The organism is Streptomyces sp. NPDC055189 (assembly GCF_053606765.1).
The window spans coordinates 1-20,111 of record NZ_JBSGSG010000057.1; the positions used below are offsets into that span (position 1 = coordinate 1).

Sequence of the window (20,111 nt, forward strand, 5' to 3'; positions counted from 1 at the left end):
GAGCCGGGCCCTGCTGCTTGCCGCTGACAGCTTCAGGGAGAAGCCGGCGGGTACAGGTCACGCGGCAACTGCGAGGCAGCGGCGGCGTCGAGCAGCCACAGCGTCCTCGACCTGCCGTACGCGCCCGCGGCGGGCGCCTGTACCTCACCCGCGCCGGACAGGGCGATCGCCGCGGCGTTCGCCTTGTCCTCGCCCGCCGCGAGCAGCCACACCTCGCGTGCCGAGCGGATCGCCGGGAGCGTGAGCGTGATGCGCACGGGCGGCGGCTTGGGCGCGCCGTGCACGCCGACCACCGTCCGCTCGGTCTCGCGCACCGCGGGCAACTCCGGGAAGAGCGAGGCGACATGGGTGTCCGGGCCGACGCCGAGCATCAGTACGTCGAACGTCGGCACCGGGCCATGGTCCTCGGGCCCCGCGGCTGCGGTGAGCTCGGCGGCGTATATCCCGGCCGCCGCGTCCACCTCGTACGCGCCGTCCGAAGCGGGCATCGGATGCACCCGGGCCGGGTTCAGGGGCACCGAGTCGAGCAGTGCCTCCTTGGCCTGGGTGTAGTTGCGCTCCGGGTCGCCGTCCGGCAGGAAGCGCTCGTCGCCCCACCACAGGTCGAGGCGCGACCAGTCGATCGCGTCCTTGGCCGGGGACGAACTCAGCGCCGCCAGAAGGCCGTTGCCGTTGCGGCCGCCGGTGAGGACCACCGACGCGTAGCCGCGGGCGGCCTGCGCGTCGACGATCTTCGTGATGAGGCGGGCCGCCGCGGCCTGCGCCATCAGCTCCTTGTCGCGGTGGACGACCAGCTGCGGGGCGGCGCTCACTTCGCCGCCGCCTTCTTTGCCGCGGTCTTCTTCGTCGGGGCCGTCTTCTTGGCCGCCTCCGTGGGCTCGTCCACGTCGGGAACCGTCGATTCCTCCGCCGACTCACCCAGGCGGTCCACGCCGAACTTCAGCGCGGACGCGTAGGTGTCGTCCGGGTCGAGACGGCGCAGCTCCTCGGCGATCAGCTCGGCCGTCTCGCGGCGCTTGAGCGCCACCGCGCGGTCGGGCTGCCCCTGGATGGAGAGCGTCGCCAGGGAGCCGTCGGCCCGGCCGAGCACGATGGGACCGCAGTCGGTGTCCATGCGTACGCCGGTGAGGCCGGGCCCCGCGGAGAGCGAGCGCTTCACGGGGACGGAGAGCCGGTCCGCGAGCCACATGCCGAGCAGCTCGCAGCTCGGGTTGAACTCCTCGCCCTCCACCTCGACCGACGTCACCTTGCAGTGGACCTGGTCGAGAGCGGCCGCGAGCATCGAGCGCCACGGGGTGATCCGGGTCCAGGACAGGTCCGTGTCGCCGGGGCTGTAGGCCTCGGCCCGCGCGGTCAGCTCGTGGATCGGCTGCTCGGCGGCGTACGTGTCCGTGACGCGGCGCTGGGCGAGCGCGCCCAGCGGGTCCTTGGCCGGGTTGAGCGGCGCGTTGACCGGCCACCAGACGACCACGGGGGCGTCGGGAAGCAGCAGCGGCAGGACGACCGACTGGGCGTGGTTGATGACCTCGCCGTAAAGGCGCAGGACCACCGTCTCGCCGGTGCCCGCGTCCGCGCCGACCCGTACCTCGGCGTCGAGGCGCGACGTCGTGCGGTCACGGGGCGAGCGCGCGGCGCGCTTGATGACCACGAGGGTGCGCGAGGGGTGCTCGCGGGACGCTTCGTTGGCGGCCTTCAGGGCGTCGTAGGCGTTCTCCTCGTCGGTGACGATGACGAGGGTGAGCACCATGCCGACGGCCGGGGTGCCGATCGCCCTGCGGCCCTTGACGAGCGCTTTGTTGATCTTGCTGGACGTGGTGTCCGTAAGGTCGATCTTCATGGGCGACGCCAGCTCCGTCCGTCTCGTGCGAGCATTTCGTCCGCCTCGGACGGGCCCCAGGTCCCGGACGGGTACTGCGCGGGCTTGCCGTGCTTGTCCCAGTACTCCTCGATCGGGTCGAGGATGTTCCAGGAAAGCTCGACCTCCTCCGTGCGCGGGAAGAGGTTGGCGTCGCCGAGCAGGACGTCCAGGATCAGGCGCTCGTACGCCTCCGGGCTGGACTCGGTGAAGGACTCGCCGTAAGCGAAGTCCATCGACACGTCGCGGATCTCCATCGAGGTGCCGGGCACCTTCGAGCCGAACCGGACCGTGATGCCCTCGTCGGGCTGGACGCGGATGACGATCGCGTTCTGGCCCAGTTCCTCCGTCGCCGTGTGGTCGAAGGGGGAGTGGGGCGCGCGCTGGAAGACGACCGCGATCTCGGTGACGCGCCGGCCAAGACGCTTGCCGGTGCGCAGGTAGAAGGGGACGCCCGCCCAGCGGCGGTTGTCGACCTCCAGCTTGATGGCCGCGTAGGTGTCGGTCTTCGACTTGGCGTCGATGCCCTCTTCCTGGAGGTAGCCGACGGCCTTCTCGCCGCCCTGCCACCCCGCGGCGTACTGCCCGCGGACCGTGTTCTTGCCGAGGTCCTTGGGCAGCCGCACGGCGCCGAGGACCTTGGCCTTCTCGGCCACCAGCGCGTTGGCGTCGAAGGAGGCGGGCTCCTCCATCGCGGTCAGCGCCATCAGCTGGAGCAGGTGGTTCTGGATGACGTCTCGGGCGGCGCCGATGCCGTCGTAGTAGCCGGCGCGGCCGCCGATGCCGATGTCCTCGGCCATCGTGATCTGGACGTGGTCCACGTACGACCGGTTCCAGATCGGCTCGAACATCTGGTTGGCGAAGCGGAGCGCCAGGATGTTCTGGACGGTCTCCTTGCCGAGGTAGTGGTCGATCCGGAACACCTGGTCCGGGGCGAACACCTCGTGCACGATCGAGTTGAGGTCCTTGGCGGACGTCAGGTCGTGTCCGAACGGCTTCTCGATGACCGCACGGCGCCAGGAACCCTGCGGGGCGTCCGCGAGCTCGTGCTTCTTGAGCTGCTGGACGACCTGCGGGAAGAACTTCGGCGGCACGGAGAGGTAGAAGGCGAAGTTGCCGCCCGTCCCCTGCGCCTTGTCGAGCTCCTGGATGGTGGCCTTGAGCTGCTCGAACGCCGCGTCGTCGTCGAAGTTGCCCTGGACGAAGCGCATCCCCTGGATGAGCTGCTGCCAGACCTCCTCACGGAACGGCGTACGCGAGTGCTGCTTGACCGCGTCGTGGACGACCTGGGCGAAGTCCTCGTCCTCCCAGTCGCGGCGCGCGAAGCCGATGAGCGAGAAGCCCGGCGGCAGCAGGCCACGGTTGGCGAGGTCGTAGACAGCGGGCATCAACTTTTTACGGGACAAATCGCCCGTGACGCCAAAGATGACCAGGCCCGACGGCCCCGCGATACGCGGGAGCCGTCGGTCTGCGGCGTCACGCAGCGGATTGCTGCTTGACAAAGTGGTCAGCCCTTCGAAGGAGCGAGGCGCTGGAGCTCGGCCTCGGTCGACTTGAGCAGGTCGGTCCAGGAGGCCTCGAACTTCTCGACGCCCTCGTCCTCGAGCAGCTGCACGACCTCGTCGTACGAGATGCCGAGCTTCTCGACGGCCTCGATCTCGGCGCGCGCGGTGTCGTACGTCCCCGCGATGGTGTTGCCGGTGATCTGGCCGTGGTCGGCGGTGGCCTCCAGGGTCGCCTCCGGCATCGTGTTCACCGTGTTCGGCGCGACCAGGTCGTCGACGTACAGGGTGTCCTTGTACGACGGGTCCTTGACGCCGGTCGAGGCCCACAGCGGACGCTGCTTGTTGGCCTGCGCCTTGTCGAGCGCGGCCCAGCGGTCGGAGGAGAAGACCTCCTCGTACGCCTCGTAGGCCAGGCGGGCGTTGGCGAGCGCGGCCTTGCCCTTGACGGCCTTGGCCTCGTCCGTGCCGATGCCGTCCAGGCGCTTGTCGATCTCGGTGTCCACGCGGGACACGAAGAAGGACGCCACCGAGTGGATCTTGGAGAGGTCCAGGCCCGCGGCCTTCGCCTTCTCCAGGCCCGCCAGGTACGCGTCCATGACCTCGCGGTAGCGCTCCAGGGAGAAGATCAGCGTCACGTTCACGCTGATGCCCTTGGCGATGACCTCGGTGATCGCGGGCAGGCCCGCCTTGGTCGCCGGGATCTTGATGAGCGCGTTCGGGCGGTCCACCAGCCAGGCGAGCTGCTTGGCCTCGGCGACCGTGGCCGCGGTGTTGTGCGCCTGGCGCGGGTCGACCTCGATCGACACGCGGCCGTCCTGGCCGCCCGTCGCGTCGAAGACCGGGCGCAGGATGTCGGCGGCGTCACGGACGTCCGCCGTCGTGATCATGCGGATGGCCTCTTCGACGGTGACCGCGCGGGCGGCGAGGTCGGCGAGCTGCTGCTCGTAACCGTCACCGCTGCTGATCGCCTTCTGGAAGATGGAGGGGTTCGTCGTGACGCCCACGACGTGGCTCTGGTCGATCAGCTCGGCGAGGTTGCCGGACGTGATCCGCTTGCGCGACAGGTCGTCCAGCCAGATCGCGACGCCTTCGTCGGAAAGGCGCTTGAGTGCGTCTGTCATGAGGATTACATCTCCTACTAGGTCGTATGTCGGCGTCAGCGCTGAGCGGCGTCGATCGATTCCCGGGCGGCGGCGGCCACGGCGTCGGCCGTGAAACCGAACTCGCGGAAGAGCACCTTGCCGTCGGCCGAGGCACCGAAGTGCTCCAGCGAGACGATGCGCCCGGCGTCACCCACGAAGCGGTGCCACGTCAGGCCGATGCCCGCCTCGACCGCCACGCGCGCCTTCACGGACGGCGGAAGGACGCTGTCGCGGTACCCCTGGTCCTGCGCCTCGAACCACTCGACGCACGGCATCGAGACGACGCGCGTCGGAACGCCCGCGGCCTGGAGCTGCTCGCGCGCCTCGACGGCGAGCTGCACCTCGGAGCCGGTGCCGATGAGAACGACCTCGGGGGCGCCGCCGTCGGCCTCGAACAGGACGTAGCCGCCCTTGACCGCGCCTTCGGTGACCTCGCGGTCGTACGTCGGTACACCCTGACGGGTCAGCGCGAGGCCGTGCGGGGCGCCCTTGCCGAACTCCTTGGTGTAGCGCTTGAGGATCTCGCGCCACACGATCGCGGTCTCGTTCGCGTCCGCCGGGCGGACCACGTTCAGGCCGGGGATGGCGCGCAGCGAGGCCAGGTGCTCGACCGGCTGGTGCGTCGGGCCGTCCTCGCCCAGACCGATGGAGTCGTGCGTCCACACGTACGTCACCGGAAGGTGCATCAGCGCGGACAGGCGGACGGCGTTGCGCATGTAGTCGGAGAACACCAGGAAGGTGCCGCCGAAGATGCGGGTGTTGCCGTGCAGCGCGATGCCGTTCATCTCCGCGGCCATGGCGTGCTCGCGGATGCCGAAGTGGATCGTTCGGCCGTACGGGTCGGCCTCCGGCAGCGGGTTGCCCGCGGGGAGGAACGACGACGTCTTGTCGATCGTGGTGTTGTTCGAGCCCGCGAGGTCGGCGGAGCCGCCCCACAGCTCGGGAACCACGTCGCCGAGGGCCTGGAGGACCTTGCCGGACGCGGCACGCGTCGCGACGCCCTTGCCCGTCTCGAAGACCGGGAGCTTCTCCTCCCAGCCCTGCGGGAGCTCGCCCGCGGCGATGCGGTCGAAGTCGGCGGCGCGCTCGGCCTCGGCGGTGCGCCAGGAGGCGAAGCCCTTGGCCCACTCGGTCTTGGCCTCGCTGCCGCGCTCCAGGGCCTTGCGGGTGTGCGCGATGACGTCGTCCGAGACCTCGAAGGTCTGCTCCGTGTCGAAGCCCAGGACGCGCTTGGTGGCCGCGACCTCTTCGTCGCCGAGCGCCGAGCCGTGCGCGGCCTCGGTGTTCTGCGCGTTCGGTGCGGGCCAGGCGATGATCGAGCGCATCGCGATGAAGGAGGGGCGCTCCGTCTCCGCCTTCGCGGCCTGGATCGCGCGGTAGAGGGCGGCCGGGTCGAGGTCGCCGTCCTCCTTGGGCTCCACGCGCTGGACGTGCCAGCCGTAGGCCTCGTACCGCTTCATGGTGTCTTCGGAGACCGCGGTCTCGGTGTCGCCCTCGATGGAGATGTGGTTGTCGTCCCACAGCAGTACGAGGTTGCCGAGCTTCTGGTGCCCGGCCAGGGACGACGCCTCGCCGGAGATGCCCTCCTGGAGGCAGCCGTCACCGGCGATCGCGAAGATGTGGTGGTCGAACGGCGACTCGCCCGCGGCGGTCTGCGGGTCGAACAGGCCACGCTCGTAACGAGCGGCCATCGCCATGCCCACGGCGTTCGCGACGCCCTGGCCGAGGGGGCCCGTCGTCGTCTCGACGCCCGTGGTGTGCCCGTACTCCGGGTGGCCGGGGGTCTTGGAACCCCAGGTGCGGAATGCCTTCAGGTCATCGAGCTCCAGGCCGAAGCCGGCCAGGTAGAGCTGGATGTAGAGGGTCAGGGACGAGTGGCCCGCGGAGAGAACGAACCGGTCGCGCCCGGTCCACTCGGCGTCAGCGGGGTCGTGCCGCATCACCTTCTGGAAGAGGGTGTAGGCGGCAGGCGCGAGGCTCATGGCCGTACCAGGATGGCCGTTGCCGACCTTCTGTACGGCGTCCATGGCCAGGACGCGGGCAGTATCAACAGCCCGCTGGTCCAGTTCGGTCCACTCGAGGTCTGTGGTGGTCGGCTTGGTGCTCACCCTGAGTCAGGGCTCCTCTCCACATGTCGAATGCCGGCGATGTAGATCCCACCGGCCGATGTCGAGCCTACCGCTGTAAAGACGTGCATTTTTTCGAGTGATTCCAGACTGACCGGGTGCGCCGGTATCCGCCTCCCGAAAGGGATCCAAGGTGTTCACCATGTGATCTCAAAGCCGCTCATCTGGACTCTCTGAACGAGTGGGGCGCCGCTCATCTGAATGGGTGTCGGGCCGTATTCCGTGCGCCCCAACACGCCGCTCAACACGACCCCACCCCCGCGAAGGGCGAGGTATGGGCAACGTCTACAGTGGCGTGGTACGCGCGAGCCTTTACCGGATCTTCATGTCTGAACGTCCGACGCGGCTTGCTGGGAAGTCTCTGTCAGGGGTGTGCGTGACGGCCGTTGAATCCCGTCCAGCGGGAGCAATTGGGACGAGCTCTAGCCCAAGCCACCGGCCGCTCGGGGCCCGTGTCATGGCGTTCGTGGCGCTGACCAAGCCGCGAATCATCGAACTCCTCCTGATCACCACCGTTCCGGTGATGTTCCTCGCCGAGCAGGGGGTGCCCGACCTGTGGCTGGTCTTCGTGACCTGCCTGGGCGGCTACCTGTCGGCGGGCGGCGCCAACGCGCTCAACATGTACATCGACCGTGACATCGACGCGCTGATGGACCGTACGTCCCAGCGGCCCCTGGTCACGGGAATGGTCAGCCCCCGCGAGTGCCTCGTCTTCGGCATCGCCCTCGCGGTCGCCTCGACGCTGCTCTTCGGGCTCGTCGTCAACTGGCTGTCCGCCTGGCTCGCCCTCGGCGCGCTGCTCTTCTACGTGGTCATCTACACGATGATCCTGAAGCGCCGGACCTCGCAGAACATCGTCTGGGGCGGCATCGCGGGCTGCATGCCGGTGCTCATCGGCTGGTCCTCGGTGACGAACTCCCTGTCGTGGGCGCCGGTCATCCTCTTCCTCGTCATGTTCTTCTGGACGCCGCCGCACTACTGGCCGCTGTCCATGAAGGTCAAGGACGACTACGCCCGGGTGGGCGTGCCGATGCTGCCGGTCGTCGCGTCGAACAAGGTGGTCGCGCGTCAGATCGTCCTCTACAGCTGGGTGATGGTCGCCGTCTCGCTGCTGCTCCAGCCCCTTGGCTACACCGGCTGGTTCTACACGATCGTGGCCTTCGTGACCGGCGGCTGGTGGCTGTGGGAGGCGCACGGTCTGCAGAACCGCGCCAAGGCGGAGGTCACGGGCGGCAAGCTCAAGGAGATGCGGCTCTTCCACTGGTCGATCACCTACGTCTCGCTGCTGTTCGTGGCGGTCGCGGTGGATCCCTTCCTTCGCTGAACCGCTGAACCGCTGAACCGCTGAGCCGAAGACCCGCCGACGGGCGGGGTGCGTGGTGTTGAACGCCACGCACCCCGCCCGTCGCCAGTTGATCTACCCGTCGGTAGCATCCTGGCTATGGCAGACACGGCAGACACGGCAGACACGGCAGAGACGCAGCAGACCGAGGACAGCAAGCAGGCCGCCAAGGCCGAGCGCCGAGCGGCCAAGCTGGCCAAGGCGATCGGCAGCTTCGCGAAGGCGCACGGCGGGGCCGAGGGGCAGCTCGCGTACATCGGGCACGAGGGCACCCGCATCGTCCTGGTCGGCGAGGACGGCGGCTGGGGCGACCTGGTGGCGCCCACCTACGCGATCGCGCAGAGCGCCGTGGAGAAGGCCGGGATCACGATCCACGAGGACTTCGACGGTGACTTCGCGGCCAAGGTGAAGACCGGCCCCTACGAGTGGTCGCGCATGGCGGGCATTCAGCTCGGCGGTCCCTCCAACGGCTGAGAGCCGCAGTTTTCGGCACTGTTTCCGGATACGTCCGAAGGCAACACCTGACGCCCGGGTCACCCGTTAGACCGTAGGAGCACGGTCCGCCTACGGAGAGCCCGGATGATCGAAACGCCGTCCCTGGTGGACCAGTACTGCCATGGTGTGCTGCGTACGGAGCTGGGCCTCGGCACCTTCGAGGCCCACCTCGGCCGCGGCGAGGGCCCGCCCGCGCCCGGCACCACCTTCTTCGACACCCAGACGGGCTTCGCCGTACGCCGCTGGTGCCCCCCGCTGCTCGGCCTCGAACCGCACTGCCCGCCCGCCCGCTACCTCGCCCGCCGCCGCGAGCTCGGCGTACTCGAAGCGGGGCGGCGGCTGTTGCGGGGGAGCGGCATCACCACGTACCTCGTCGACACAGGGCTGCCCGGTGATCTGACGGGGCCCGGCGAGATGGCGTCCACCGGCTGTGCGGAAGCCCACGAGATCGTGCGCCTGGAGCTCCTGGCCGAACAGGTGGCCGACACATCGGGCACGGTGGACTCGTTCCTCGCCAACCTCGCCGAGTCGGTGCACGCCGCCGCCGCGCACGCCGTCGCCTTCACCTCCGTCGCGGGCGTCCGGCGCAGCCTCGCCCTGGCCCCCGAACCGCCGGGGCCCGGTGAGGTACGGGGCGCAGCGGACCGCTGGCTCGCCCGGCGGCAGGTGGGGGGCGCGCTCCAGGACCCCGTACTGCTCAGGCATCTGCTGTGGATCGCCGTCGCGTCGGGGCGTCCGCTGCAACTGCACGCCGGGGCCGGCGACCCGCAGGGGTACTTCGGCGGTTTCGCGCGGGCGACCGCGGGGCTCGGCACCGATCTGGTCCTGCTGCACGGCTATCCGTACCACCGCAACGCCGCGGACCTCGCGGCCCTCTTTCCGCACGTGTACGCCGATCTGGGTCCCGCCCTGGTGCGCACCGGCGCCCGCGCGGCCGCCGTGCTCGCGGAGATCCTGGAGCTCGCGCCCTTCGGCAAGCTGCTGTTCTCCAGCGGCGCGCACGGACTTCCCGAACTGCACGTGGTGGGCGCGCGGCTCTTCGGGGAGGCGCTCGGGCGCGTGTTCGGCGGGTGGGTCACGGAGGGGGCGTGGTCGCTGCCGGACGCGCAGCGCGTGGCCGGACTCATCGCGGCGGGCAACGCCCGCCGCGTGTACGGACTTTCCGAAGCGGTCTGAAGCCTCGGACGGCCGACAGCAGCTCGGACGGCCGACAGCAGCTCAGACGGCCGACAGCTGGGAGTCGTCGCTCTGGGACGGCACGTCAGCGGTGGCGTACGGGCGTTCGCGCAGCGAGAGCAGGACCCGCATCACCGCGATCCACACCACGCACGAGCCGAACATGTGCAGGCCGACCAGGACCTCGGGCAGGTCCGTGAAGTACTGGACGTAGCCGATCACACCCTGGGCGAGCAGGATCAGGAACAGGTCGCGGGTGCGGTGCAGCGGGCCCTTGGGGGCGTCGACCGCCTTGAGGACGAACCACAGGGCGAACGTCAGCGTCACCACGATCCAGGCGAGCACGGCGTGCAGCTTGCTGACGGTCTCCCAGTCGAAGCCCATCCGCGGCACCTCGCTGGAGTCGCCGGCGTGCGGCCCGGAGCCGGTCACCACCGTGCCGACCGCGATGAGCAGCACGGACGCCGCGACCAGGAACCACACCAGCTGCGCCACGGCCTTGCCGACCAGCGGACGCACGTCGCCGTCGCCCTCGCGGGTGCGCTGCCACATCGTGACGGCGACCGCGATCAGGGCGGTGGAGAGCAGGAAGTGCGCCGCGACCGTCCACGGGTTCAGGCCGACGAGTACGACGATGCCGCCGAGCACGGCGTTGCCCATGACCAGCCAGAACTGGACCCACCCGAGCCGGGTGAGGCTGCGCCGCATCGGCTTCTGGGAGCGCGCCGTGATGATCGCCCAGCCGACGGCCGCGCACAGCACGTACGTCAGCATGCGGTTGCCGAACTCGATGAATCCGTGGAAACCCATCTCGTGGGTGGCGGTGAGGGAGTCGTCCGTGCACTTGGGCCAGGTCGGGCAGCCGAGGCCGGACCCCGTGAGACGGACGGCGCCGCCGGTGACCACGATGCACACCGTCATCGCGAGCGAGATGAGGGCGGCGCGCCGGACGGTCCGCTGCTGCGGGGTCCAGCGTTCGGCGATGAAGGCGAGCGGATTGCGCACGGCGGAGACGGCGTCGGCTCGGGTCACGTTTGGCACGGCCCCATCGTAGGGGGCCGCTTGTGCACGGCTTCACGAGGGGGACGTATCCGGTGCTTCTGTGACGTGAGTTACGCCGCCTTGGCTGCTCGCAGCTACTCCCAGCGGAAGAACTTGCCCGCCGCGCCGAGGCCGAGCACCGCCCAGACCGCCAGGATCCCGAGGTCCCGCCACGGCATCCCCGCGCCGTCCTGGAGAACGTCCCGGAGACCGTCCGAGAGCGCCGAGATGGGGAGAAGCCCGAGCACCGACTGGGCGGCGTCCGGGAACTTGTCCAGCGGCACGATGACCCCGCCGCCCACGAGCAGCAGGAGGAAGACCAGGTTCGCCGCGGCGAGGGTCGCCTCGGCCTTCAGGGTGCCCGCCATCAGCAGGCCGAGGCCGGAGAAGGCGGCGGTGCCCAGGATCAGGAGGAGGAGTACGGCGAAGGGGTTGCCGTGCGGTGACCAGCCCAGGGCGAAGGCGATCACCGTGAGCAGCACGATCTGCAGGACCTCGGTGACCAGGACCGACAGGGTCTTCGCCGCCATCAGGGCCCAGCGGGGCAGCGGGGACGCGCCGAGCCGCTTGAGCACGCCATAGCGCCGCTCGAAGCCGGTGGCGATGGCCTGGCCGGTGAACGCCGTCGACATCACGGCGAGGGCGAGGATGCCCGGCGCGAGGAAGTCCACGGCCTTGCCGTCGCCCGTGTCGACGATGTCGACCGCGCTGAACAGCACGAGCAGCAGCGTGGGGATGACGACCGTGAGCAGCAGCTGTTCGCCGTTGCGCAGCAGCATCTTCGTCTCGAGCGCCGCCTGCGCGGCGATCATGCGGGGGAGCGGGGCGGCGCCCGGCTTCGGTGTGTACGTACCGGCGGCGCTCATCCGCGCAGCTCCTTGCCTGTGAGCTCCAAGAACACGTCTTCGAGGGTGTGGCGTTCGACGGCGATCTTCTCCGGCATCACGCCGTGCTGGGCGCACCAGGAGGTGACCGTGGCAAGGAGCTGCGGGTCGATCGTGCCGCTCACGCGGTAGGCGCCCGGCGTGAGTTCGGCCGCCGCGGAGTCCGGCGGGAGCGCCTTGAGCAGGGAACCGACGTCGAGCCCGGGGCGGCCGGAGAAGCGCAGGGTGTTCTCCGCGCCGCCGCGGCAGAGCGCCTCCGGGGTGCCCTCGGCGATGACCTTGCCCGCGTCGATGATCGCGACCTCGTCGGCGAGCTGCTCGGCCTCGTCCATGTGGTGCGTGGTCAGGATGACGCTGACGCCGTCGGCGCGCAGATCGCGTACGAGATCCCAGGTGGCCCGGCGTGCCTGCGGGTCGAGGCCCGCGGTCGGCTCGTCCAGGAAGACGAGCTCCGGCCGCCCGACCACGGCCATGGCGAGCGCGAGCCGCTGCTGCTGGCCGCCGGACAGGCGCCGGTAGGTGGTGCGGCCGCAGCTCTCCAGGCCCAGGCGTTCGATCAGCGCGCCCACGTCCAGGGGGTGCGCGTGCAGCTTCGCCATGTGGCGCAGCATCTCGTCGGCGCGGGCGCCGGAGTAGACGCCGCCGGACTGGAGCATCACGCCGATGCGGGGGCGCAGCGCGCCGGCCTCGCGGACCGGGTCCAGGCCCAGGACGCGGACCGTGCCCGCGTCCGGCTTGCGGTAGCCCTCGCAGATCTCGATCGTGGTGGTCTTCCCGGCGCCGTTCGGGCCGAGGACGGCGGTGACGGTGCCCGCGCGGACCCGGAGGTCGAGGCCGTCCACCGCGGTCTTCTTGCCGTACCGCTTGACCAGTCCCGTGACCTGGACGACGGACTCATTTCCCATGGCGGGAAGTCTAGAGAGGGCGGGAAGCGCGGCGGGCAGGGGGCTGCGGGAGTGCCCACCCGTCCCGCGAGCGGTGCGTCTCCAGCCAGCTCCGCGCGTACGAGACGGCATCGGCCACCGGGAAGAGCCGGGCCGTCGCCGCGCCCACGGTGCCCCGCACCACGGGGCGGTCCCGCTCGAAGTCCGAGCCGAGTTCGTCGAAGCGCTCCTCGGAGATGGAGGGCTCGCGCACGGTCATCCAGCGGCGGCCCTCCGGGGTCATGACCGCGAAGGAGTTCTCCACCTCGGGGGCGGGGATGCGGTACTCGGCCAGGTGGAAGGAGGTGCAGGAGTCGAATCCCGCGCCGAGCAGCAGCACCCGGGCGCCCGATTCCTCCAGGCGGGCCAGCGGGCTGCGCTCACCGAGGCGGCAGTCGAGCGCGTGCCCTTCCAGAAGCGCTTCCGCACGGGGGCCGACCGCGGCGAAGGAGGTCTGCGGGTGGGCGCTGCGCAGGGCGCCGGGCCAGGTCCGTACGGTCTCGGGGATCACGCCGGCGCCGCGCGTGGGGGCGGTGCGCGGGTCGTAGGCGGGGATGGACGCGCGGATCTCGGGCCACCAGGACTCGGGTACGGGCGGGTTCTCCCACTCGGCCGGGTCGGAGTTGTCGCTGGACTGCGTGGGGACCACGAGAGTGCCCTTTTGGCCCAGCACGTCGAGGAGTGCCCGGACGACGGAGATCTGGCCTCCGACGACCCAGCCGAGGGACCTCAGCGAGGAGTGCACGAGGAGGGTCTCGCCGGGGCTCACGCCGAGCGCTCGCAGGTCGGCCGCGAGGGAGGCGCGCGTACACAAAGGGCCGGTCGGAGGGGGTGTCGACATGGTCAGGGAGTCTCCTCGACGAGGCCCGGCGGCGCCACCGATTTGATCGATCAGTGATCATTTCCGCAGGTCAGCTTAGGTATGCCTAAGTGATGCAGCGCACCGGGTCTTGATCCCGACGCGGGTTGTCAGGCTCTGAGGAATTACGCAACAATGGCGTTGTGAAAAACGTTGGCGAGGCTCCGCAGGAGGAACTCGCGACCGGGGAGCGCTCCACGCGCAACCGGGTCGCGCGATCCATCCTGGACCACGGCCCCTCCACGGTCGCCGACCTCGCGAAGCGCCTCGGCCTCACCCAGGCCGCCGTGCGCAGGCACCTCGACACACTCGCCCATGAGAACGTCGTCGAGCCCCGCGAGCAGCGGGTCTACGGCGCTCGTACGCGCGGGCGCCCCGCCAAGGTCTTCGCGCTCACCGACTGCGGCCGGGACGCCTTCGACCAGTCGTACGACAAGCTCGCCGCCGACGCCCTGCGCTGGATCAGCGAGCGACACGGCGAAGGAGCGGTCGTCGAATTCGCCCGCGACCGGATGGCCGCCCAGGCGGTGGCCTACCGCAAGGCGGTCGAGGCGGCGCCTCCGGAGCAGCGTGCCGAGGCTCTCGCGAAGGCATTGACCGCCGACGGGTACGCTGCTACGGCCCGCACGGCCCCCGTGGGCGAGCAGCTGTGCCAGCACCACTGCCCGGTCGCCCACGTCGCCGAGCAGTACCCACAACTTTGCGAGGCGGAGACGGAGATCTTCTCCGCCCTCCTGGGAACGCACGTCCAGCGGCTCGCCACCATCGCCCACGGCGACGGCGTCTGCACGACGTTCATTCCCCGCAACACCCCCCAGTCTTCACAGACCACTGAAAACGCATCCGCAAGCACGGCCGGGAGGAACCCCGCATGACGCTCCCCACGGAGACTGCCCACCCCGAACTCGAGGGTCTGGGCACGTACGAATACGGCTGGGCCGACTCCGACGTGGCCGGCGCGTCCGCCAAGCGCGGCATCAATGAAGACGTCGTCAAGGACATCTCGGCCAAGAAGTCCGAGCCCGAGTGGATGACGAAGCTGCGCCTCAAGGGCCTGCGGCTCTTCGACAAGAAGCCCATGCCCAACTGGGGCTCGGACCTGTCGGGCATCGACTTCGACAACATCAAGTACTTCGTCCGTTCCACGGAGAAGCAGGCGGAGTCCTGGGAGGACCTGCCCGAGGACATCAAGAACACGTACGACAAGCTCGGCATCCCCGAGGCGGAGAAGCAGCGCCTCGTCGCCGGTGTCGCGGCCCAGTACGAGTCCGAGGTCGTCTACCACCAGATCCGCGAGGACCTGGAGGAGCAGGGCGTCATCTTCCTGGACACCGACACGGCGCTGAAGGAGCACCCGGAGCTCTTCAAGGAGTACTTCGGGACCGTCATCCCCGTCGGCGACAACAAGTTCGCGTCGCTGAACTCCGCCGTGTGGTCCGGCGGCTCGTTCATCTACGTCCCCAAGGGCGTGCACGTCGAGATCCCGCTCCAGGCCTACTTCCGCATCAACACGGAGAACATGGGCCAGTTCGAGCGCACGCTGATCATCGTCGACGAGGACGCCTACGTTCACTACGTCGAGGGCTGCACGGCGCCGATCTACAAGTCGGACTCCCTGCACTCCGCGGTCGTCGAGATCATCGTCAAGAAGGGCGGCCGCTGCCGCTACACGACGATCCAGAACTGGTCGAACAACGTCTACAACCTGGTCACCAAGCGCGCCGTGGCGTACGAGGGCGCGACCATGGAGTGGATCGACGGCAACATCGGCTCCAAGGTGACGATGAAGTACCCCGCCGTCTACCTCATGGGCGAGCACGCCAAGGGCGAGACGCTGTCCATCGCCTTCGCGGGCGAGGGCCAGCACCAGGACGCCGGTTCCAAGATGGTCCACATGGCGCCCAACACGTCCTCCAACATCGTCTCGAAGTCCGTGGCGCGCGGCGGTGGCCGCACCTCCTACCGCGGTCTCGTCGAGATCGGCGAGGGCGCCGCAGGATCGAAGTCGAACGTCCTGTGTGACGCGCTGCTCGTCGACACGATCTCCCGCTCCGACACGTACCCCTACGTGGACGTCCGCGAGGACGACGTGTCCATGGGCCACGAGGCGACCGTCTCCAAGGTCTCCGACGACCAGCTCTTCTACCTGATGAGCCGCGGTCTGACGGAGTTCGAGGCCATGGCGATGATCGTCCGCGGCTTCGTCGAGCCGATCGCCAAGGAGCTGCCCATGGAGTACGCCCTGGAGCTGAACCGGCTGATCGAGCTGCAGATGGAGGGTTCGGTCGGTTAATCCCGGCAACCGTCCCCGCAGCAGCGACCGACTTCTTTACCCAGAGAGAGAGCACGACGACAGCCATGGCTGAGGCTCAGAATATTCCCGTGGGGTCGACGACCGCCGGGTCCATCGCGGTGGCCGCCGAGTCCACCGTCGCCACCCGCATGAGCGCTCCCCCGTCCTTCGACGTGGCGGACTTCCCCGTCCCCCACGGCCGCGAGGAGGAGTGGCGGTTCACGCCGCTGGAGCGTCTGCGCGGGCTGCACGACGGCACGGCGGTCGCCTCCGGCGGCATCCGCGTCGAGGTGACGGCCCCGGAGGGCGTGACCCAGGAGACCGTCGGCCGCGAGGACGCGCGCGTGGGCAAGGCGGGCAAGCCCGTCGACCGCGTCGCCGCGCAGGCCTACAGCTCCTTCGAGAAGGCCTCGGTCGTGACCGTCCCCAAGGAGACGGTCCTCACCGAGCCGATCCGCATCGCCGTGCACGGCGAGGGCGGCCTCGCCTTCTCCCACCAGGTCATCGAGGTGGGCGCGTTCGCCGAGGCCCTCGTCGTCATCGACCACACCGGTGACGCCGTGCTCGCCGCCAACGTCGACTACCTCCTGGGCGACGGCGCCAAGCTCACCGTCGTCTCCGTCCAGGACTGGGACGACAAGGCCGTGCACATCGCGCAGCACAACGCGCTGATCGGCCGCGACGCCACCTTCAAGTCGGTCGTCGTGACCTTCGGCGGCGACGTCGTACGCCTGCACCCCCGCGTCGAGTACGCGGGCACGGGCGGCGAGGCCGAGCTCCTCGGCCTGTACGTCACCGACGCCGGCCAGCACCAGGAGCACCGCCTCCTGGTCGACCACAACCAGCCGCACTGCAAGTCGAACGTCGTCTACAAGGGCGCGCTCCAGGGCGACGACGCCCACGCCGTGTGGATCGGTGACGTCCTCATCGAGGCCGCCGCCGAGGGCACCGACACGTACGAGATGAACCGCAACCTGGTTCTGACCGACGGCGCCCGTGTCGACTCCGTGCCGAACCTCGAGATCGAGACCGGCGAGATCGTCGGAGCGGGCCACGCCTCGGCGACCGGCCGCTTCGACGACGAGCAGCTCTTCTACCTCCAGTCGCGCGGCATCCCGGAGGACGAGGCCCGTCGCCTGGTCGTCCGCGGCTTCTTCGCCGAGCTGGTCCAGCAGATCGGTCTGCCGGACGTCGAGGAGCGCCTCATCGCGAAGATCGAAGAGGAGCTGGAGGCGACGGTCGCATGACCTTCGTACGCGCCTGCGGCCTGAGCGAGCTGTCCGAGGACACCCCGAAGCGGGTGGAACTCGACGGCACGCCGGTCTCGGTCGTCCACACCGAGGGCGAGGTGTTCGCGATCAACGACATCTGCTCGCACGCGAACGTCTCCCTCTCCGAGGGCGAGGTGGAGGACTGCCAGATCGAATGCTGGCTGCACGGCTCCGCCTTCGACCTCCGCACCGGCAAGCCGTCCGGTCTCCCCGCGACGCGCCCCGTCCCCGTATACCCCGTAAAGATCGAAGGGGACGATGTGCTCGTCTCCCTCACCCAGGAGTCCTGAGGCACATGGCAACGCTTGAAATCCACGACCTGCACGTCACCGTCGAGGCCGACAACGCCACGAAGGAGATCCTCAAGGGCGTCGACCTCACCGTGAAGCAGGGCGAGACGCACGCCATCATGGGCCCGAACGGCTCCGGCAAGTCAACGCTCGCCTACTCCATCGCGGGTCACCCCAAGTACACGATCACGCAGGGCACCGTGACCCTCGACGGCGAGGACGTCCTGGAGATGTCCGTCGACGAGCGTGCCCGCGCCGGCATGTTCCTGGCCATGCAGTACCCGGTCGAGGTCCCCGGCGTCTCGGTCTCCAACTTCCTGCGTACGTCGGCGACGGCGATCCGCGGCGAGGCCCCCAAGCTGCGCACCTGGGTGAAGGAGGTCAAGGGCGCGATGGAGACCCTCCAGATGGACCCGGCCTTCGCCGAGCGCAACGTGAACGAGGGCTTCTCCGGCGGTGAGAAGAAGCGCCACGAGATCCTCCAGATGGAGCTCCTCAAGCCGAAGATCGCGATCCTCGACGAGACGGACTCCGGCCTGGACGTCGACGCCCTGCGCCAGGTCTCGGACGGCGTCAACCGTGTCCGCGAGACCGGCGAGGTCGGCACCCTGCTGATCACGCACTACACGCGCATCCTGCGCTACATCAAGCCCGACTTCGTGCACGTCTTCGCGAACGGTCGCATCGCCGAGTCCGGCGGCGCCGAGCTCGCCGACAAGCTGGAGGCCGAGGGCTACGAGGCTTACACGAAGGGTGGCGCATCCGCGTGACAGTGGCCCACCAGGGGCTCTCCGGCCTCCTCGACACCGAGGCGATCCGCAAGGACTTCCCGATCCTGGATCGCACGATCCACGACGGCAAAAAGCTCGTCTACCTGGACAACGCGGCCACGTCCCAGACGCCGCGCCAGGTGCTCGACGTACTCAACGAGTACTACGAGAAGCACAACGCCAACGTCCACCGCGGTGTGCACGTCCTCGCGGAGGAGGCCACGGCGCTCTACGAGGGCGCCCGTGACAAGGTCGCGGCGTTCATCAACGCGCCGAGCCGCGACGAGGTGATCTTCACCAAGAACGCCTCGGAGTCGCTCAACCTCGTGGCGAACATGCTCGGTTGGGCCGACGAGCCCTACCGCGTGGACCACGAGACCGAGATCGTCATCACGGAGATGGAGCACCACTCCAACATCGTGCCGTGGCAGCTGCTCTCGCAGCGCACGGGCGCGAAGCTGAAGTGGTTCGGTCTCACGGACGACGGCCGGCTCGACCTGTCCAACATCGACGAGATCATCACGGAGAAGACGAAGATCGTCTCCTTCGTCCTGGTCTCGAACATCCTGGGCACGCACAACCCCGTCGAGGCGATCGTGCGCCGTGCGCAGGAGGTCGGCGCCCTCGTCCTCATCGACGCCTCGCAGGCGGCCCCGCACATGGTGCTCGACGTGCAGGCGCTGCAGGCCGACTTCGTGGCCTTCACCGGCCACAAGATGTGCGGCCCGACGGGCATCGGCGTCCTGTGGGGACGGCAGGAGCTCCTCGAGGACCTGCCGCCGTTCCTCGGCGGCGGCGAGATGATCGAGACCGTGTCGATGAGCTCGTCGACGTATGCTCCCGCGCCGCACAAGTTCGAGGCGGGCACGCCCCCGATCTCCCAGGCCGTCGGCCTGGGCGCGGCCGTGGACTACCTCTCCTCGATCGGCATGGACAAGATCGCCGCTCACGAGCACGCGATCACCGAGTACGCGGTCAAGCGTCTCCTGGAGGTCCCCGACCTCCGGATCATCGGCCCGACGACGGCCGAGGACCGCGGCGCCGCGATCTCCTTCGCGCTCGGCGACATCCACCCGCACGACGTGGGCCAGGTTCTGGACGAGGAAGGCATCGCGGTCCGCGTGGGTCACCACTGCGCCCGCCCCGTCTGCCTCCGCTACGGAATTCCTGCGACCACGCGAGCGTCGTTCTATCTGTACTCCACGCCCGGCGAGATCGACGCGCTGATCGACGGCCTGGAGCACGTACGGAACTTCTTCGGCTGAGGGGCTGACCGGGACGTGAAGCTGGATTCGATGTACCAGGAAGTCATCCTGGACCACTACAAGCACCCTCACGGGCGCGGTCTGCGCGACGGTGACGCCGAGGTGCACCACGTCAACCCGACGTGCGGCGACGAGATCACGCTGCGCGTGAAGTACGACGGGTCGACGATCGCCGACGTGTCGTACGAGGGCCAGGGCTGCTCCATCAGCCAGGCCAGCGCGTCCGTCCTGAACGACCTCCTGGTCGGCAAGGAGCTCGCCGACGCGCAGAAGGTCCAGGAAGTCTTCCTGGAGCTGATGCAGTCCAAGGGCAAGCTGGAGCCGGACGACGCGATGGAGGAGGTCCTGGAGGACGCCGTCGCGTTCGCCGGGGTCTCCAAGTACCCGGCGCGTGTGAAGTGTGCTCTGCTGAGCTGGATGGCGTGGAAGGACGCGACGGCGCAGGCACTCGGTACCGACGTCGCTGAGAGGAAGACCGCATGAGCGAGAACGAGACCCTGACCAAGCCGGCCTCCGAAGAAGAGGTCCGCGAGGCGCTGTACGACGTGGTCGACCCCGAGCTGGGCATCGACGTCGTCAACCTCGGCCTGATCTACGGCATCCACGTCGACGACGCGAACATCGCGACGATCGACATGACGCTCACGTCGGCGGCCTGCCCGCTGACGGACGTCATCGAGGATCAGGCGAAGTCCGCCACGGACGGCATCGTCAACGAACTCCGGATCAACTGGGTCTGGATGCCGCCGTGGGGCCCGGACAAGATCACGGACGACGGCCGCGAGCAGCTTCGGGCGCTCGGGTTCAACGTCTGAGGTGTGACAGGCAGTAGTTCCGTCGGTTCGGCCTCCCGCGCTCGTGGCGCGGGGGGCCG

Annotated in this window: 20 protein-coding genes; 11 read left to right on the forward strand and 9 right to left on the reverse strand. The window is 69.3% G+C overall.

The features are described 5' to 3' along the window. Positions 1-32 precede the first annotated feature (32 nt). The 5 genes from pgl to tkt are packed head-to-tail and all read right to left on the reverse strand — an operon-like array spanning position 33 to position 6,610. Complete coding sequence (pgl, locus tag ACWFR3_RS31015; protein ID WP_453737974.1) at positions 33-812, reverse strand: 6-phosphogluconolactonase; 780 nt, start codon at positions 810-812, stop codon at positions 33-35. After that, positions 809-1,837, reverse strand: a complete 1,029-nt coding sequence (gene opcA, locus ACWFR3_RS31020; protein ID WP_453737975.1) for a glucose-6-phosphate dehydrogenase assembly protein OpcA — start codon at positions 1,835-1,837, stop codon at positions 809-811. The genes pgl and opcA overlap by 4 nt, the downstream gene beginning before the upstream one ends. Next, positions 1,834-3,366, reverse strand: coding sequence for a glucose-6-phosphate dehydrogenase (zwf, locus tag ACWFR3_RS31025; protein WP_453738026.1), 1,533 nt, complete (start codon positions 3,364-3,366; stop codon positions 1,834-1,836). Before zwf ends, opcA begins: the two co-directional genes overlap by 4 nt. Next, positions 3,363-4,481, reverse strand: a complete 1,119-nt coding sequence (tal, locus tag ACWFR3_RS31030) for a transaldolase (RefSeq protein ID WP_453737976.1) — start codon at positions 4,479-4,481, stop codon at positions 3,363-3,365. The genes zwf and tal overlap by 4 nt, the downstream gene beginning before the upstream one ends. Positions 4,482-4,516: 35 nt before the next feature. After that, the gene (gene tkt / locus ACWFR3_RS31035; RefSeq protein WP_453737977.1) at positions 4,517-6,610 is read right to left on the reverse strand and encodes a transketolase; all 2,094 of its coding nucleotides are present in this window, start codon (positions 6,608-6,610) and stop codon (positions 4,517-4,519) included. A gap of 388 nt (positions 6,611-6,998) precedes the next feature. Between tkt and ACWFR3_RS31040 the strand changes: the two genes are divergently transcribed. The 3 genes from ACWFR3_RS31040 to ACWFR3_RS31050 all read left to right on the forward strand — a co-directional run bounded on the left by ACWFR3_RS31040 (position 6,999) and on the right by ACWFR3_RS31050 (position 9,641). Next, positions 6,999-7,952: a heme o synthase gene (locus ACWFR3_RS31040; protein WP_453738027.1), complete on the forward strand. Its 954-nt coding sequence runs from the start codon at positions 6,999-7,001 to the stop codon at positions 7,950-7,952. 117 nt (positions 7,953-8,069) lie between these two features. After that, positions 8,070-8,444 carry a hypothetical protein gene (locus tag ACWFR3_RS31045; protein WP_453737978.1) on the forward strand — a complete coding sequence of 125 codons (375 nt, stop codon included), beginning with the start codon at positions 8,070-8,072 and terminating at the stop codon, positions 8,442-8,444. A 105-nt stretch (positions 8,445-8,549) separates the two neighbouring features. Then, the gene (locus ACWFR3_RS31050) at positions 8,550-9,641 is read left to right on the forward strand and encodes an amidohydrolase family protein (RefSeq protein ID WP_453737979.1); all 1,092 of its coding nucleotides are present in this window, start codon (positions 8,550-8,552) and stop codon (positions 9,639-9,641) included. 42 nt (positions 9,642-9,683) lie between these two features. Here the strand turns inward: ACWFR3_RS31050 and ACWFR3_RS31055 are convergent, their stop codons facing one another. The 4 genes from ACWFR3_RS31055 to ACWFR3_RS31070 form a co-directional block, all read right to left on the reverse strand. Beyond that, complete coding sequence (locus ACWFR3_RS31055) at positions 9,684-10,673, reverse strand: COX15/CtaA family protein (protein ID WP_453738028.1); 990 nt, start codon at positions 10,671-10,673, stop codon at positions 9,684-9,686. Between the two features lie 104 nt (positions 10,674-10,777). Further along, entirely contained in the window at positions 10,778-11,548 is a 771-nt protein-coding gene (locus ACWFR3_RS31060; protein WP_453737980.1) for an ABC transporter permease, read from the reverse strand. Beyond that, complete coding sequence (locus tag ACWFR3_RS31065; RefSeq protein WP_453737981.1) at positions 11,545-12,471, reverse strand: ABC transporter ATP-binding protein; 927 nt, start codon at positions 12,469-12,471, stop codon at positions 11,545-11,547. The genes ACWFR3_RS31060 and ACWFR3_RS31065 overlap by 4 nt, the downstream gene beginning before the upstream one ends. 10 nt (positions 12,472-12,481) lie before the next feature. Next, on the reverse strand, positions 12,482-13,330 hold the full coding sequence (locus ACWFR3_RS31070) for an aminoglycoside N(3)-acetyltransferase (RefSeq protein WP_453737982.1): 849 nt from the start codon (positions 13,328-13,330) through the stop codon (positions 12,482-12,484). 161 nt (positions 13,331-13,491) lie between these two features. Between ACWFR3_RS31070 and ACWFR3_RS31075 the strand changes: the two genes are divergently transcribed. From ACWFR3_RS31075 to ACWFR3_RS31110, 8 genes are all read left to right on the forward strand, one after another. Further along, complete coding sequence (locus ACWFR3_RS31075) at positions 13,492-14,223, forward strand: helix-turn-helix transcriptional regulator (RefSeq protein ID WP_453737983.1); 732 nt, start codon at positions 13,492-13,494, stop codon at positions 14,221-14,223. Beyond that, entirely contained in the window at positions 14,220-15,641 is a 1,422-nt protein-coding gene (sufB, locus tag ACWFR3_RS31080; RefSeq protein ID WP_409057041.1) for a Fe-S cluster assembly protein SufB, read from the forward strand. The genes ACWFR3_RS31075 and sufB overlap by 4 nt, the downstream gene beginning before the upstream one ends. A gap of 65 nt (positions 15,642-15,706) precedes the next feature. After that, a complete protein-coding gene (gene sufD, locus ACWFR3_RS31085; protein ID WP_453737984.1) occupies positions 15,707-16,888 on the forward strand; it encodes a Fe-S cluster assembly protein SufD in 1,182 nt (393 codons plus the stop codon). Beyond that, entirely contained in the window at positions 16,885-17,202 is a 318-nt protein-coding gene (locus tag ACWFR3_RS31090) for a bifunctional 3-phenylpropionate/cinnamic acid dioxygenase ferredoxin subunit (protein ID WP_190083272.1), read from the forward strand. The genes sufD and ACWFR3_RS31090 overlap by 4 nt, the downstream gene beginning before the upstream one ends. A gap of 5 nt (positions 17,203-17,207) precedes the next feature. Then, entirely contained in the window at positions 17,208-17,972 is a 765-nt protein-coding gene (gene sufC, locus ACWFR3_RS31095; protein ID WP_361188348.1) for a Fe-S cluster assembly ATPase SufC, read from the forward strand. Then, on the forward strand, positions 17,969-19,237 hold the full coding sequence (locus ACWFR3_RS31100; protein WP_453737985.1) for a cysteine desulfurase: 1,269 nt from the start codon (positions 17,969-17,971) through the stop codon (positions 19,235-19,237). The genes sufC and ACWFR3_RS31100 overlap by 4 nt, the downstream gene beginning before the upstream one ends. A 15-nt stretch (positions 19,238-19,252) precedes the next feature. Further along, positions 19,253-19,720, forward strand: a complete 468-nt coding sequence (gene sufU / locus ACWFR3_RS31105; RefSeq protein ID WP_365853150.1) for a Fe-S cluster assembly sulfur transfer protein SufU — start codon at positions 19,253-19,255, stop codon at positions 19,718-19,720. Continuing rightward, positions 19,717-20,052, forward strand: a complete 336-nt coding sequence (locus tag ACWFR3_RS31110) for a metal-sulfur cluster assembly factor (protein WP_160504340.1) — start codon at positions 19,717-19,719, stop codon at positions 20,050-20,052. Before sufU ends, ACWFR3_RS31110 begins: the two co-directional genes overlap by 4 nt. Positions 20,053-20,111: the final 59 nt, after the last annotated feature.